Here is a 16,077-nt window from a genome sequence, read left to right as displayed (position 1 = left end):
TGTTGTTGGTATAAGAAAAACATCTATTTTTACACTTAATATATTTTTAAAATTTTCAAATTATGTACTTCTCCAGACCTTGGTAGACATCTGAATCGACAGGTAGCTCTGAATCATTTTCTGTCCAAATCCTACAAGTTAAAATTGGTAATGTTTTTCTTTATCGGTAATGCCGCGAGTTATTACGTTTGATTAACCTCGTAAGGCGATTTTTATACTGTTTGGCAAAGCCATTTGCTGGATGGGAGGAATAGAGTTTGACTGGAGAAAATAATTGTCTGGTTAGTAGAACTAGATTCGAGCAAAACGAAGTATATCTGATTATTATATTAATTTGAAAATAAAGAATATGACACCTAATAAAGTTAAAACTCGATTAAACAGTAATGAAGATAATTTCTGCGCGTTTAAAAATGTATCTTCAATTGTAAACAACGCACGAATCGTTGGAATTGGAGAAGGGGCTCATTTTGTATCGGAGTTTTCATCGGCCAGATGTGGCTTTGTTCAATATTTAATTGAGAACCACGGTTTCAATGCTGTCGGTTTAGAATGCGGAACTATTCAGGCCGGCAAACTGTCGGAGTGGCTCAACTCAAATTCCGGAGCAAAGGAACTTAAGCTTTTTTCGAATTCTTTAACGTACGCATTGTATGGTTCATTTTTGATTTGGTTGAAATCTTACCTTCACTTAACCGGGAAAAAAGTACAACTAATAGGAATTGATTTGCCCAACACTTTGAGCCCGCGAGAAGATATAGAAGAGCTTGCGTCTTGTATTCAATTAGTGGATCCTCCAATGAAGTCGCATGTTCAGCTGTTGTTTCAAATATTGGAAACTGTTGATGGTGAGTCTGCGGTTATTTCCGCTGAAAAATGGGGAAATCTTTCTGCTAACAGCAGAGATAAAGTTTTTTCTGAAATTGTGAGGTTGAAATTGCGCATTTTGGCTCTTGCTCCGATGCTGAGTAACCAAAGTAACAGCAATATAGTGCAGAAAACTATGGAGCTGATTATAACCGTAGAGCATATATTGGAAACTTTACGGGGAGTGCATGCGCTTTTTAACGGCGTTTGTGCAGAGGGCGATACTTCTGTGCGGGATTCATATATGGCAGGAGCAGTGAGTAGAATTATTCAGGCTAATCCGAAAATTAAAATGGTACTTCTGGCACATAATAATCATTTACAAAAGACTCCTGTTTCCTTTGCAGGAGAATTAACATCTGTCCCGATGGGACAACATCTTGCAAGTAGAGAAGATTATTGTGCAATTGGCTTCACTCATTTAGGCCGTAATACTCCTGAAATGGAGATAGACCCTGTTAGTCCGCTTGGGTTCAAGGTTGTGATTAAACCTGCCGATACAATTCGTCAGAAAAGTGTTGAGCACTATATTATTGAGAATTGCGGAATTGAAGACTCATGTTTGGTATTTACGGATCGGCTTAAGGGGATTAAGTACATGCGTTCGCAAAATGCTTCAATTGTGACCAACCTACACGAAGCGTTTGATGCTGTATTCTGTACTCCGTTTGCCAATAAAGATCGTTTTGTTCCCTGATTTAGTATTTGGGGCTGTTCAGAAAAAATGGGCAGTCCCGCTATACATTTTCCCGCGCGTGCGTTGCCACTTACTATTATTATTTCAAATTCAACGCAAGGGTTAACTTGTGATAACTGAGTGATTGAATACCCGGATTCTCGCTGACATTGGAAAGTCCGACAGAGTACCTTCTCAATAATATTTTTCAATTCCCCCGAATCCTTTTATCTGTTTGTTCTCTTTGGTCTTCTGGAAAAAATTGTGCAGCCGCTTTTCAAATTCGTCAGGCCTTTTTCTGGCACTTTCGATATATGCAATTCTGATTCGTTTATACGGGGCAGACATTTTCTGAAAGTTTTCCCAAGTGCTTTTGTCTGTTTTTAAACGTTGAATAATATCTGTCGGAAATACAAATTTTTCGGTTACTACTTTTTCTATGTCGTCGACTATCGAATCGTGAATCAGCCCATTTTCAAGCAGCCAGTTCAGCCGCTCCTTATTGGCTTGCGAATAGGTTGAGTTGCCCCTTCTTTTACAAAACCGTTGTATTGTAGTTTCGTTGTTCAATGATTTGACCGTTGTGTCAATCCACCCGAAACACAAAGCTTCCTCAACGGCATCGTTATACAAAATTCTTTTTTTTCCAGTTTCTTTTTTGGGATACTCCAACCAGATATTATCCTGTGTCTCAAAATTATTTTCGAGCCACTCTCTCCAATCCTGCCTGTTTGCGAAATATTTGGTTTTTATTTCTGTCATTTTTTTAATTACTCAATGGGTGTGTTTATAAAACAGAGCGGGCTGAGATGGTTCGTAAACGCACTCAACCGGCTGTGTTTCATAAACAGTGTTAGCGATGTGTGCGTTTGTTCAGCGTTTTCGTTTGTAATACACTCCTGCTATTTTTTTAAATTCTTTTTAAGATAAATCATATCAACAAGTTGTACGTTGCCCTCAAAAATAGGGTGGTCGTAATTATCTGTAAAGAAATTTTTCACCAGGTATGCCTGTTCAAATCCACAACTTTTATAAAACGACAGGATTGACGGCGTTTCTCCTGTTCCGACAAGCATTGTTTTGTAGTCGTTTTTGTAGAAGTCAGAAATAAATTTTACCAATGTTCTACCGTATCCTTTGCTTTGATATTTCTTGTAGGTTGCTATGTTTTTCAGCTCGCAGGTTTCGTTATTTATCGGAACCACAACGCAAATGCTTTTCAAATCATCGTCATATAAAGCAAACAAATCTCCATTGGGAAGATACTTGTCAATCATATTTTCCTGCTCGTCTGCCAACAACAAAAGGTCGAGAAACTGTTTCTTATTTTCAACAATTTTTTCAATTTTAACCATGCCTCTGTTGTTTTCTAATTTGTCAAGTTTTATTTCCGTGTGTATCTCTATCGTTCGGTATTTTTTTTATGTGCAATCTTGTTTGCCGTTTTTATTCAATTCCTAATTCTTTCTGCACTTTTTTGGGAAGAGTTGAAACGACAAGTTTGTATGAATTTTCAATCCATTCTTGAATCTGTTGGTCTGAAATGGTATTATCCATTTTTATGCTATTCCAATGTTTTTTGTTCATATAATATCCGGGTATCACAGCCTCAAACTGTTCTCTCAATTCGATAGATTTTTCAGGCTCACATTTCACGTTGATTAGCTCAAATGTTTCAATATTGGTTGAGCTAAACATTTTTCCCTTTATCGAAAACACCAATGTTTTTTCATCAAAAGGTGTTCCTTCGGTTGCCTCTTTCAAAGACAAGCAAAACTGTCTATATTTTTCGATATCCATATTATAACTTATTATTCTGTCTTTTCAGCAAATCCAAGAATATAGCCGTTTGGGTCTTTTGTGTAAAACTCTTTCATGCCATACCAAGCCTGTTTTGGCTCTGTAATTTCTGAAACTTTATCTTTGATTTCATTATAGAAACTGTCCAACCCATCAATTTCCATATAGAAAGAAACCGAGGCACCAAAAGGAATGTCTTTTGCCATCTTTACATCACTTTTAAAACTATCGCTTCGTTGGAACATCATTTCTACTGTATCTTTCGACACTAAGGCATATACATACTCTTTGTTGTCTGCGAGAGCTTGTTCAATCCCGTCTTGGGTTTCAGGAACAGCCATCACAAGAGAAAATCCTAAAACTGTTTGATAGAAGTTTACAGTTTCTTTTATGTCTTTTACTTCAAAATTTGGTGTTAACTTATTTACTTTCATTTTTAATCCTTTTAATTAGTTAATAAGCTCAAAGTTATGAAGTTAAAAGTGTTGATAATTGTAAAAATCGGTCGTTTTTGTTTTTATGCAGTTCTCCGGGCGTTGAACCGGTATATTTTTTTACTTCCTTTATAAAATGTGCCTGGTCGAAATAATATTGTTGTGGAAATAGTTGTCCGCTTGCAATTTCGAAGTAGGAAGAATTACACTTCAAAATATTTGAGAATGTCTTTAATGAAAAACCAAACTTTTGATTGAAATATCTGTTAATCTGACGGCTGCTCCAAAATACTTTTTCTGCCAATTCATTTACTTTTAGATTCCCTTTGTTTTCGTAGAGTAGCTCAAATAATTTGAACTTTCTATTATCAATCTCCTTAAGGTTTTTTAAGCCGTAGTTGATTTTCTCTAAAAGGTAATTTGTTAAAGAGTCAAAGTCGTTAAAAGAAAGATTTTTTACTCCAAAAAAGTTTGTCGGCAAATCTGTTGTTGTATTCAGAATATTTTTAATTGACTGTTTGAAAATGTACTCTACTGCAATTAGTTTAAATCGAATTCCAATCAGTTTTATATCTCTGTCAATATGCACCTTGATTGGCTTTGTCCAGACTCCGGTCAGAGAAACATTCGATAGTTCATTATTCCTAATTTCAAAAATCAAATCAAAATGCCCGTCAGGTAAAATGATATAATTAACATCTTTTGTTAGATTGTCATATTCCCAAAAACATTGAATGAAATTGGACAAAAATCCATCTATTTTATTTTCTCTATATTTCATTGTTTCGAGTTCTGCCACATGGCACATGACCGGTGTTAGCTGCTGCCCTTTTTTAGTTTAGTCAGCGTTTTTTCAATCAATTCGATACGTTTTTTTACTTTTTCAGCCGAAGCGTCCAAAGTGTAACCCTCGTCCAAAAGTTCTTTTACGAGCAACATTTTTTTGATGTTTTTGTAATCGTATCGTCTGTTTTTTCCCTCTTCTTCGGTTAGACTAGTGATAATACCTTTGTCTTCCCAATAGCGGATTTGTCTTGTCGGAATGCCTGTAATCTGCGAAACTTCGCCGATTCCCACAACCAATTTATCTAAAAAATCGAAGTCAAAAGACAAGTCTATTTCTGTTTCCTTTTTATTCATATTGTAATTTATTTACAATTTATGTTGCAAATATAAAATATTTGTCCTTGTTTTGCAAATGTAAATAATTTGCAATAATTGAATATATAAAACAATAGAAGTATGAAAACAGCAATTTTAATTTTAAGTATAATAATAATGACAACAACCAATTTAGTAGCACAACAAGTTTCTATGGAAGAAGCAAAACCGTATCTCACGGCATTTGAAAAGGTTATCAAAATTCCCACGGATTATCAATTTCAATCCGTAAGTAAGGTAAAAGCTGACAATGCATCAGCGTATGTTTTTCGGTTTGAGAAAGACGGGAACAAAGGCTTGGAGGGGGAGCATTTTTCTTTCGTCATTTCAGAAAAAGAAAAACAGATTTTGGGATTTACCAATATGGATAAAAGGTATTCAAACTTAAAAATGCTTTCAAAATCGGAAACCGAAGAAATAGCCAAAGATTTTTTATTGAGTTTGGATAAATTTTTGGCCAATAGCCTGAAAAACCTTTGGATAGAAAGACACGATGAAGAAATTTTGGTCAACGGAGTGAAAACCACGATTGCAGGAATGAAATACAAATGTTATCGTGCTTCGAAAAATGACTATGCGTGGGTAATCGTTGGCTTTGACGGCTCTGTAATCACGTTCGAGCGTAATATAAAATGGAACAACAGCGAACATAAACGCATTACCGAAAAATGGTTGCACGACAGTTGGCTAACCGGAAACAAATAATTCAATTTTTTAGAGCAAAACAAATATGAAAACAACAATTTTAATCCTTCTAACATTTTTAAGTATGGGCCAAATACAGGCACAAACAAAAGAAAAATCAGCTTTAGTCCTTATCGAAACCCAAAACGAGTGGATGCACGAAGACGGAAAACTTTACAAGGCTTTGGTAAAAGACAAAGAAATGATGAAGAATTCTATTGCAAATATTGAAAAAGCGTTGGACTATGCACGAAAAAACAATATTGAAGTCCTTCACGTGGGATTGCGTTTTGAGAAAGGTTATCCCGAATTAGCAAACGGCAAAAGTGGTTTGCGTAAAGCTATTCAGAATGCTGGAACGTTCCCGATTAACGAATTTGGCTCACAGTTTTATGAACCCGTAAAACCAATCGAGGGCGAATTTGTGGTTACCGGACGAGTAGGGGCGAGTGGATTTACAGGTTCCAATTTAGATGCTTATTTGCGAAACAATAAAATCGAAAATCTTTATTTAGTAGGGTATGCTACTCACGTCTGCGTAGAAAGCACCTTGCGTGACGCCCACGACAAAGGTTATAATACCTTTCTGATTTCTGATGGAACATCGGCGTTTAACCGAACTCAACAAGATTATGTGTTAAATGAAATTGTCCACCATTTTGGGAAGCATCTGACAACAAAAGAATTTGTCAATGAGTAAAGATTTTAAAATGACATTGCGGTTTGTGGTTTTAATAGCCACACCGCTTTGTTTGGTCAATAGTTTGATTGTTAGTTTTGGGTCATCTGATTTTTTGTTCGATTTGTTTAGTCGTTTCGGGTTTAATTACGCCGTTACTTTTCCGCAAGCTATTTTTTATGTGTCGGTCGTAAAATGGTTTGATAAAAAGAAGAAGTCGTAACTTTTTGCCTGTTCTTTCATAGAGTTGCAGCCATCGGTAAACTGTATGAGTAGTGGCAGATTGCGTGTTAGTTTCCTGTTAAAACGCTATGCCGTTTGAGCAGTTTATAAACCTTGATATTTAGCACGTTCCTTGCCATTGCTTATACAAAATGTTGACAGAGCCATTAGACCCAAAATCTACCAACACATTCTTTACTTTTGATTGACCAATATTTAAATCTATGAAAATATTATATTGGTAGTCAGTCTTGAATGGGATGGCAATATACTTTTCAAAATCTTTTTTTCAAAAGAATTGAATAAGCTTAAAGTCTTTTGTTTTTGATTAATTGTCCAGTCGCTATGCCTTATTAAGTTGGGTAAGTGGAAGTATAATGCGTTGTGTCGTGTGATGAGGAAGAGGGGAGTTTTAATTCGGATTTCCGTACAATTTCCTTTACAAGGAGATCGCACGAAAATCCGTTTTTGTTTGCACTGTTATGAGAACCTTCTCATGAAAAGCTATTTGTAATATTTTTATTCCAATTCAAGAATAGTAAACTCTGTTCTTCTGTTTTGCCGGTGCTGTTCTTCGGTACACTGAACGCCGTCGGCACATTCGTTTACCAATTGCGTTTCGCCGTAGCCGCGGGCAATTATTCTGGATTCTGAAATGCCCTGCGAGATGATGTAACCAACTGCCGATTCGGAACGTCTCTGGCTCAACTTTTCGTTGTATGTACTTGAGCCCCGGCTGTCGGTATGCGAACCCAGTTCGATTTTCCATTTCGGGTTGTCTTCCAGTACTTTTACCAGTTTGTTTAATTCCACTTCCGATTCGGGCAAAATGTCCGATTTGTCGAAATCGTAATAAATATTTTCCAATACAAATTTTTGTCCCACTTCTACTTTCTCCAGGTAAATTACCGCTTTTAAGCTGCCGAAATGCATATTCTTTGTGGAGAAAGAAACCGAGCCGTTCATGTATTCGGTAACATCGGTTGTGGCCGTGTAATCAGTTGCTTTTTCCAGTTCCCGGTTAATTGTGCCTTCGCTATTGGTGAAAGCCGTTTTCCCGTCGCTAAAATCTACTTTTACGTTGGGAATAGGTTCCTCGGTGTGCTTATCCAAAACAAGCAATTCCAAATCGAACTGGCCTTCAAACAGTACTTTGTAAATATCATCGTCACCCTGGCCACCTTCTCGTTGAGAAACAAAATATCCGGTTTCTTCGTCCTGATGCACAACCAGTCCGAAATCGTCGGCGGCAGAGTTCAACTCTTTCATATTAACGGGTTGGTTAAAACCGTTTGCTGATTGTTCTGCATAGTAAATGTCAAGTCCGCCCGTGCTGTCAGTTTTTCCGTTGGACGCAAAAAACAGGTATTTTCCTTTATGAAAATAGGGGAACATTTCATTACCATCGGTATTTATTTTGTCGCCCAGGTTGATCATCTCGCCCCATTTTCCGTTTTCTCTAACCGACATGTACAAGTCGGTGCCGCCCTTTCCTTTTTCCGGAATGTCGGATACAAAAATAAGCGTGTCTCCCGTAACTGAAATTGCCGGGTGGGCAACCGAATATGTGGAGTTGTTAAACGGAACTTCTCCCGCGTTAATCCAGTTGTTTTCCGATTTTTTCAGAATGATAATTTTCAACGGGATATTTGCTTTTTGGAACACAATATTTTCAATGTCCGGATCCTGGTAGTTATTTACCGTAACAAAAAGTTCGTTGGTGGCTTCGCAGTACGAAACCGGACCTGCGTTGTATCCGGCCCGCTCTTCTTCCAGCGTCAGCTCTTTTTCTGTGGATAGCAGATTACCCTTTGCATCAACAGGCGTTTCGTACAACTCGTAATAAAGCGTGCTCTTGTTTTTCTTCGATTTCTGGTTCTCCTGCAGCGTGTAGGTAGAAAACCACAACCCGCCGTCGACAAAGGCCGGCCCAAAATCGCTCGTGGCAGAGTTGATTTGGGTTTTTTCTACAATAATGGTAGTATTTTCCAGAAAACTGTCGTTTGCCTGTGCCAGCGAAAAAAGCGGCATCAAACTTAATGTGAAGAGTAGCAGTCGTTTCATGTTTCCGGTATTTAAATATTTTGAAATATCAATTTTATTCATTGTTGCATTGATTTTACACATGATTAGAAATATCGTGGCGAGGTTACCAGTTCTTTTAAAGACCGGAGTTCGTATGAAACCATAATCTCGTGGGTTCCGCCGTGGTAGTTTTGCAACTTGGTTGTAGAATAATCATAAGAATATCCCACACGCAGGCTGTTGCCCAGAATAACCTGAACGATTGCACCTACTGCATCGCTGGTTCTGTACATCGCGCCCAGCCAAAGCCTTTCCATGAGGAGGAAATTGGCTGAAAGGTCGAGTTGCGGAGGAGCTCCCTGCGTGGCTTTTGCCATAAAAGTAGGTTTGAATTTCAGGCTTTCGTTTAAGTCGAAAACAAAACCACCCTGCAGAAAGTAGTGGCGGACTTCTGCTTCCAGCGTATAATTGTTCGGATTGTCTTCCTGAATTTCGCTGTGTAGCATTTTCGGTATAGAAAAGCCAATGTAATACCTCGGGTTGTGCAGAAAGAACCCGACACCAAAGTTGGGAATAAACTTGTTGTCTAAGTCGCCCTGAAATGCCGGGTCGGTATTATCAATGATGTCGTATTTCGTTAAATCATTGGAGTAATTTGTAAACCCGGCTTTCAAACCCATCCTCAGATTTGTGGTGGCATTCATTTTAAGTTTGTATGAGTAGTCTCCCCAAATCCCAAATTGTTTGGTTTTGAAAATTTTATCGTTAATTACATTCAGCCCCAGGGCCACTTTTTCGTTTTTCATGGGTGCCTGCATGGAAAAGGTGTAGGTTTTTGGGGCACCGTTCCAGCCAGTCCACTGCTGGCGGGTAAGTGCCATAAAACCTAACGAGTTCCATGTTCCTGCGTAGGCAGGGTTTATTGTCTGCGTTGTAAAAAAGTATTGTGTGTACATTGGATCTTGTTGTCCAAAGGATACATTGGTTACAATTAACAGAACCAGAATCCCCAACCCTTTTTTGATATTTAATTTGAATTTCATTGTCTTGCTTTTTTCAGAATTAAACAACTATTTATCTGTTAAGGAAAACTGAGCCCGTAATTGGTTCGCTTCCATCATTTAAGTAGAGAATGTAGAAGTATGTACCCATTGGCAGTTTTTCTTTGCCAACAGTCCATTTCCTGTTCGATGTTCCGTCCCACCATGCATCAACTGACCCCCAGTCGTCGGAGTTTCCGTAGTTTTCCTGTTCGTAGAGCAGAACTCCCCAGCGGTTGTAAACCTCCAGTTTTGCATTCGGATAGTCGTCGAAACAAAGGATGTTAAAGTAGTCGTTAATACCATCGTTGTTCGGTGAGAACCCTTCCGGTATAAACATTTCACATTCGGGCTCCTGTTCACCGCCACCTCCTTCTTCTTCATCTGTTGCCGGTTCTTCAACAATAATGTATGCTGTAGCCCGGTCACATGCCGTTGGGTCTCCATCGTCGCAAACTTCGTATATAAAGAAGTCGTTGCCGGTGAATCCCGAATAAGGCTCGAAAGAGAAAGTCCCATTGGGGAACAATGCCATGGTTCCGTTTGATGGCGGAACAAGCAGGGTGAAATTAACCTGGTTGTCGCCTTCCGGATCATAGTCGTTTTGCGAAACGTCGCTTTCAAATACAGAACCTTCCTCAACATAGAAAGCATCGTCAACTCCAACAGTGGTGTTGGCATTTTCGCCACCTATGCCGTTTATGTCGGTTCTGATTTTAATAGTAACTGTTGCTTCATCGCACAACGAAGGTGTTCCGTCGTCGCAGATTCTGTAGGTGAATGTTACATCACCGGTAAAATCATTTTCAGGATAGAAACTGAACGTTCCATCGGTATTGATTTCCAGTATTCCCGAGTTTGGTGATGTTACAGGAGTAACCGTTATTTCAATATTGTCTTTGTCCGGGTCGTAATCGTTTGCCAGTAAGTTGCCGGTAACAGGAACATTTATCATTCCTTTATAATTGTCTTCGATGGCAACCGGTGGACGATTTTCTTCAGCCCGTTCTTCAATTACAGATATTGTAACCACAGCTTCGTCACACAACCCGTCGGGATCGCAAACCTGGTATTCAAAACTGTCTTTCCCGGTAAATCCTGAATTCGGAGTGTAGGTGTACGAACCGTCAGCTCGCAGCTCAACTGTTCCGTTTTCCGGATTTGAAATGAGTTCTGTGGAAACAGTGAGGTCGTCTCCGTCCGGGTCGTAATCGTTGGTCATTACCCAACCATTTACCTGCAAGTTAGCAAAGGTGTGGTTGATGTCGTTAATGGCAACCGGCGGATAATTGCCCGGAGCCCCAATATTAATGGTAACAACCGCGTCGTCACACAATCCGTCTTCGTTACATACCGAATAGGTAAATGTGTCGGTTCCGGTAAATCCGGTAGCCGGAGTATAAGTAGCCATTCCTGTTTCGCTGTCGAATGTTACTGTTCCGTTCGCAGGGTCTTCTGTTACGGTAACAGAATTCGGGTCAAGGCTGTTTTTACAATCCATATCATTTTCGAGAATTGCGATATCAACCGGTGAATTGTAGCTTGTTGATGTTTCATCGTCAACCGCAACCGGTGCAGCAATAACAGTTACCGTTACAGAACAAGTAGCCGTGTTGCCCGATCCGTCAGTAACAGTCCACGTAACAACTGTGGTACCTACCGGGTAAGTACCGCTGGCATCGGTGCCTCCGTTAAAGTCGTTGGTATAAGTGAAATTGCAGTTGTCGCCAACTTCAGCGAGAGCAGGAACCAAAACGTCTGCTTCGCATTCTCCAGCCTCGGCAGTAACTTCAATGTCTTCCGTGCAAGAGATGAACGGGTCTTCTTCGTCTGTTACTGTTACCGTCATAGAACAAGTAGCAGAATTGCCCGACTCATCAGTAACCGTCCAGGTAACAACCGTTGTTCCGATTGGGTAAGTGCCGCTGGCATCAATTCCTTCGTTAAAGTCGTTTGCGTAACTGTAATTGCAGTTGTCGCCCACTTCAACCAAGGCAGGAATTTGAACCGTCGCTTCGCACATGCCTGCGTCGGCAGCAACTTCAATGTCTTCCGTGCAGGAAATGAACGGAGCTTCGTCATCGGTTACTGTGATATCGAATGAGCAGGTAACTGTGTTGTTGTCGTCATCTGCAGCTGTAATAGTAACAGTTGTTGTACCAACAGGGAACAAGCTTCCCGGCTCGTGGCTGTATGTGACGGTAACATTTGATGTGTTATCGCTTGCTTGAGCTTCGAAGAAAACAATTGCTCCGCATTCTCCTTCGTCGTTTGAAACTGTAATATCATCAGGACAAATCAGTTCCGGAGATTCTCCATCGGTAACTGTTATGTTGAATGTACAGTTTGAAGTATTACCAGACGGGTCGGTTGCAGTTGCTGTAACCAGCGTAGTTCCGATTGGGAATTCGCTTCCGGGTTGGTGACTGTATGTAACGGTAGCTGAGCAGTTGTCGGTTGCAGTTGCTTCGAAGTTTACAACAGCTCCGTTGCTGCCTTCGTCGTTAGATACAACTATGTCTCCCGGACATAAAATTTCCGGCGGACGGTTGTCTCTTACCGCGACAGTCGTTTCACATTCGCTAACGTTTCCACAAAGGTCTGTTGCCGTAATAGTCACCACTACGTCTTTGCCAACATCTTCACACGAGAACCTGCGCGGATTTACATCTATTGTGATGTCTTCTTCTGAAGTGCAGTTGTCGGTTACTTCTCCGGTCAGCCTGCTGATGTCTGTATTGGAAAGAATGTATATTCCGTTAGTTCTGATATTTATACTGATGCTGTTGCAGGTAAATACCGGCGCATCGGTGTCTCCTCCCTGGTAAGTAACTGAAACAGGCTCTGCTTCGTTACCGCAGTCGTCTGTAATTGTATAATTGTAGGTTACCGTCCAGTTGCAATTTTCACCTTCGGGAGTACCTGTTTTGCTAACATTTACTCCATCGTAGTTGTCAGTGAAAAGTGAGGCGATTTGCTCTTCAGTCGGTCCTTCCGGGATTTCAGTAAAGCAAAGGTTCATTGCTGTTTCTCCCTGTGGAATCTGTCCGACCAGAATCGGCGCTTCGGTGTCTAACACATTAATGGTAACAGTTTCTGTGGAAGAACATTCGTTTCCGTCGGTAACTGTAACTGTGTAAACTCCGGAAGACAAGTCCGTAAGATCTTCTGTTGAAGCATAGCTTTCACCGTCTTTGGTCCATTCGAAAGAGTAGGGGAGTGTGCCTCCTGAAACGGTAATGTCAATTGCTCCGTCAGCATCACTGCTACATATCACATCTGTTTTATTTGTGATTTCGATTGAGAGTAATGCAGGCTGAGTCACATCAATAGAACCGGAATCTTCGCAGCTGTTTTCGTCAGTTACGCTCCAGGCGTAATCAGTTCCAGCAGCTATATTCTCAAATACTCCTGTAGAGTTTGTTGTTCCGTTGAAAGTGTAAGCGTAAACACCAGTTCCGCCCTGAGCAGAAAGAGTAACAGTAGCCGTTCCATCGAAACATTTGATTGCCGCAGTAACATTTGCTTCTGCTTCGAGAAGAGTAGGCTGAGTTACATCAATAGAGCCAGAATCTTCGCAGCTGTTTTCGTCAGTCACGCTCCAGGCGTAATCAGTTCCAGCAGCTATATTTTCAAATACTCCTGTAGAGTTTGTCGTTCCGTTGAAAGTGTAAGAGTAAGCACCAGTTCCGCCCTGAGCAGAAAGAGTAACAGTAGCCGTTTCTCCGAAGCAAAGGATTTCAGCAGTAACTTCCGCGCTGGCTTCAAGAACTTCCGGCTGAGTGATAATCACATTGCAGGTAGTTTTGGCTCCGTTGGCATCTGTTACAGTAACTTCGTGTGTTCCTGCATTAAGTTGAGATGCAGTAGCAGTTGTTTCACCGTTGTCCCAGAGGTATGAGTAAGGCTGAACCCCACCAGTAACCGAAACGGTTGCTTGTCCGTTATCCTCGCCAAAGCAAACAACCTGGCTGTCCATTACTACAGAACAGGAAAGTTGTCCGGGTTCAGTAATAGTAACTTCGCATGACGTTTTGCAACCGTTGCCGTCAGTGATTGTAACTGAATGTGTTCCGGCGTTGAGTTGAGATGCAGTAGCAGTTGTTTCGTTATTGTCCCAGAGGTATGAGTAAGGTTCAACACCACCGGAGACAGTAACTGTTGCAGCTCCGTCGCTTGCACCAAAAATAGTAACAGGACTATCCTGCTCTGTTGAGCAGAGTAGATCTTCGGGCTGAGTTACATCAATAGAACCGGAATCTTCGCAGCTGTTTTTGTCAGTTACGCTCCAAGCGTAATTAGTTCCAGCAGCTATGTTTTCAAATACTCCTGTAGTGTTTGTCGTTCCGTTGAAAGTGTAAGCGTAAGCACCAGTTCCGCCTTGAGCAGAAAGAGTAACAGTAGCCGTTCCATCGAAACATTTGATTTCTGCAGTAACATTTGCTTCTGCTTCAAGAAGAGTAGGCTGAGTTACATCAATAGAACCAGAATCTTCGCAGCTGTTTTCGTCAGTCACGCTCCAGGCGTAACCGTTTCCAGCAGCTATGTTTTCAAATACTCCTGTAGAGTTTGTAGTTCCGTTGAAAGTGTAAGCGTAAGCACCAGTTCCGCCCTGAGCAGAAAGAGTAACAGTAGCCGTTTCTCCGAAGCAAAGGATTTCAGCAGTAACTTCCGCGCTGGCTTCAAGAACTTCCGGCTGAGTGATAATCACATTGCAGGTAGTTTTGGCTCTGTTGTTATCTGTTACAGTAACCTCGTGTATTCCTGCATTAAGTTGAGTAGCAGTAGCAGTTGTTTCCCCGTTGTCCCATTCGTATGAGTAAGGCTGAACCCCACCAGTAACCGAAACGGTTGCTTGTCCATTCGATTCGTCAAAGCAAACAACCTGGCTGTCCATTACTACAGAACAGGAAAGTTGTCCCGGTTCAGTAATAGTAACTTCGCATGACGTTTCGCAACCGTTGTTGTCAGTAACAGTAACAGAGTGTAGTCCAGCGTTGAGTTGAGATGCAGTAGCAGTTGTTTCGTTATTGTCCCAGAGGTATGAGTAAGGTTCAACACCGCCGGAAACAGTAACTGTTGCAACTCCGTCGCTTGCACCAAAAATAGTAACCGGACTATCCTGCTCTGTTGAGCAGAGTAAATCTTCGGGCTGAGTTACATCGATAGAACCGGAATCTTCGCAGCTGTTTTCGTCAGTCACGCTCCAGGCGTAATCAGTTCCAGCGGCTATATTCTCAAATACTCCTGTAGAGTTTGTAGTTCCGTTGAAAGTGTAAGCGTAAGCACCAGTTCCGCCCTGAGCAGAAAGAGTAACAGTAGCCGTTCCATCGAAACATTTGATTGCCGCAGTAACATTTGCTTCTGCTTCGAGAAGAGTAGGCTGAGTCACATCAATAGAACCAGAATCTTCGCAGCTGTTTTCGTCAGTTACGCTCCAGGCGTAATCAGTTCCAGCGGCTATGTTTTCAAATACTCCTGTAGAGTTTGTCGTTTCGTTGAAAGTGTAAGAGTAGACACCAGTTCCGCCCTGAGCAGAAAGAGTAACAGTAGCCGTTCCATCGAAACATTTGATTGCCGCAGTAACATTTGCTTCTGCTTCGAGAAGAGCAGGCTGGGTCACGTCTATAGAACCAGAATCTTCGCAGCTGTTTGCGTCTTTCACGCTCCAGGCGTAATCAGTTCCAGCAGCTATATTCTCAAATACTCCTGTAGAGTTTGTCGTTCCGTTGAAAGTGAAAGAGTAAGCACCAGTTCCGCCCTGAGCAGAAAGAGTGACAGTAGCCGTTCCATCGAAACATTTAATTTCAGCAGTAACTTCCGCGCTGGCTTCAAGAACTTCCGGCTGAGTGATAATCACATTGCAGGTAGTTTCGGCTCCGTTGGTATCTGTTACAGTAACCTCGTGTGTTCCTGCATTAAGTTGAGTAGCAGTAGCAGTTGTTTCACCGTTGTCCCAGAGGTATGAGTAGGGCTGAACCCCGCCAGTAACCGAAACGGTTGCTTGTCCGTTCGCCTCGTCAAAGCAAACAACCTGGCTGTCCATTACTACAGAACAGGAAAGTTGTCCGGGTTCAGTAATAGTAACCTCACATGAAGTCTCGCAACCGTTGCCATCAGTAATTGTAACTGAATGTGTTCCGGCGTTGAGTTGAGATGCAGTAGCAGTTGTTTCGTTGTTGTCCCAGAGGTATGAGTAAGGTTCAACACCACCGGAGACAGTAACTGTTGCAACTCCGTTGCTTTCTCCAAAAATAGTAACCGGACTATCCTGCTCTGTTGAGCAGAGTAAATCTTCGGGCTGAGTTACATCGATAGAACCGGAATCTTCGCAGCTGTTTTCGTCAGTCACGCTCCAGGCGTAATCAGTTCCAGCGGCTATATTCTCAAATACTCCTGTAGAGTTTGTAGTTCCGTTGAAAGTGTAAGCGTAAGCACCAGTTCCGCCCTGAGCAGAAAGAGTAACAGTAGCCGTTTCTCCGAAGCAAA

At 41.2% G+C, this 16,077-nt stretch carries 13 protein-coding genes; 4 read left to right on the top strand and 9 right to left on the bottom strand.

Features of this window, described 5'->3' with window-relative positions:
• Nucleotides 1-349: 349 nt before the first annotated feature.
• Entirely contained in the window at nucleotides 350-1,564 is a 1,215-nt protein-coding gene (locus tag BUB08_RS08755) for an erythromycin esterase family protein (RefSeq protein WP_073000932.1), read from the top strand.
• Between the two features lie 174 nt (nucleotides 1,565-1,738).
• Here BUB08_RS08755 and BUB08_RS08750 read toward each other — a convergent pair whose 3' ends face one another.
• The 6 genes from BUB08_RS08750 to BUB08_RS08725 all read right to left on the bottom strand — a co-directional run bounded on the left by BUB08_RS08750 (nucleotide 1,739) and on the right by BUB08_RS08725 (nucleotide 4,917).
• The gene (locus tag BUB08_RS08750) at nucleotides 1,739-2,305 is read right to left on the bottom strand and encodes a YdeI/OmpD-associated family protein (RefSeq protein ID WP_073000930.1); all 567 of its coding nucleotides are present in this window, start codon (nucleotides 2,303-2,305) and stop codon (nucleotides 1,739-1,741) included.
• 140 nt (nucleotides 2,306-2,445) lie between these two features.
• Complete coding sequence (locus BUB08_RS08745; protein ID WP_073000925.1) at nucleotides 2,446-2,898, bottom strand: GNAT family N-acetyltransferase; 453 nt, start codon at nucleotides 2,896-2,898, stop codon at nucleotides 2,446-2,448.
• Between the two features lie 91 nt (nucleotides 2,899-2,989).
• Nucleotides 2,990-3,343 (bottom strand): MmcQ/YjbR family DNA-binding protein, encoded by a 354-nt coding sequence (locus BUB08_RS08740; protein ID WP_073000923.1) that lies wholly within the window; start codon nucleotides 3,341-3,343, stop codon nucleotides 2,990-2,992.
• A gap of 11 nt (nucleotides 3,344-3,354) precedes the next feature.
• Nucleotides 3,355-3,777: a VOC family protein gene (locus BUB08_RS08735; RefSeq protein ID WP_073000921.1), complete on the bottom strand. Its 423-nt coding sequence runs from the start codon at nucleotides 3,775-3,777 to the stop codon at nucleotides 3,355-3,357.
• Nucleotides 3,778-3,811: 34 nt separating this feature from the next.
• Entirely contained in the window at nucleotides 3,812-4,558 is a 747-nt protein-coding gene (locus BUB08_RS08730; RefSeq protein WP_073001643.1) for a helix-turn-helix domain-containing protein, read from the bottom strand.
• Between the two features lie 35 nt (nucleotides 4,559-4,593).
• Nucleotides 4,594-4,917, bottom strand: a complete 324-nt coding sequence (locus tag BUB08_RS08725) for a MerR family transcriptional regulator (RefSeq protein ID WP_073000918.1) — start codon at nucleotides 4,915-4,917, stop codon at nucleotides 4,594-4,596.
• A gap of 102 nt (nucleotides 4,918-5,019) precedes the next feature.
• On the opposite strand from BUB08_RS08725, the gene BUB08_RS08720 reads away from it, so the two are divergent.
• Genes BUB08_RS08720 through BUB08_RS08710 form a run of 3 tightly spaced genes read left to right on the top strand, consistent with a single transcriptional unit; the run spans nucleotide 5,020 to nucleotide 6,524 of the window.
• Nucleotides 5,020-5,643 carry a hypothetical protein gene (locus BUB08_RS08720; protein ID WP_217651581.1) on the top strand — a complete coding sequence of 208 codons (624 nt, stop codon included), beginning with the start codon at nucleotides 5,020-5,022 and terminating at the stop codon, nucleotides 5,641-5,643.
• A 25-nt stretch (nucleotides 5,644-5,668) separates the two neighbouring features.
• Nucleotides 5,669-6,322 (top strand): cysteine hydrolase family protein, encoded by a 654-nt coding sequence (locus BUB08_RS08715; RefSeq protein ID WP_073000917.1) that lies wholly within the window; start codon nucleotides 5,669-5,671, stop codon nucleotides 6,320-6,322.
• Nucleotides 6,315-6,524 carry a hypothetical protein gene (locus tag BUB08_RS08710; RefSeq protein ID WP_073000915.1) on the top strand — a complete coding sequence of 70 codons (210 nt, stop codon included), beginning with the start codon at nucleotides 6,315-6,317 and terminating at the stop codon, nucleotides 6,522-6,524. The genes BUB08_RS08715 and BUB08_RS08710 overlap by 8 nt, the downstream gene beginning before the upstream one ends.
• Before the next feature lie 518 nt (nucleotides 6,525-7,042).
• On the opposite strand, the gene BUB08_RS08705 is transcribed toward BUB08_RS08710, so the two are convergent.
• From BUB08_RS08705 to BUB08_RS20240, 3 genes are all read right to left on the bottom strand, one after another.
• Nucleotides 7,043-8,629, bottom strand: coding sequence for an OmpA family protein (locus BUB08_RS08705; protein ID WP_175549978.1), 1,587 nt, complete (start codon nucleotides 8,627-8,629; stop codon nucleotides 7,043-7,045).
• 23 nt (nucleotides 8,630-8,652) lie between these two features.
• Nucleotides 8,653-9,591 (bottom strand): PorP/SprF family type IX secretion system membrane protein, encoded by a 939-nt coding sequence (locus BUB08_RS08700; RefSeq protein WP_073000912.1) that lies wholly within the window; start codon nucleotides 9,589-9,591, stop codon nucleotides 8,653-8,655.
• A 31-nt stretch (nucleotides 9,592-9,622) separates the two neighbouring features.
• A partial coding sequence (locus BUB08_RS20240; protein WP_139249656.1) for an Ig-like domain-containing protein occupies nucleotides 9,623-16,077 on the bottom strand: 6,455 nt, incomplete at its 5' end.

The sequence above is a fragment of the Mariniphaga anaerophila genome (assembly GCF_900129025.1).
Lineage (GTDB): Bacteria > Bacteroidota > Bacteroidia > Bacteroidales > Prolixibacteraceae > Mariniphaga > Mariniphaga anaerophila.
This window is presented reverse-complemented; position numbering and strand designations above follow the sequence as displayed.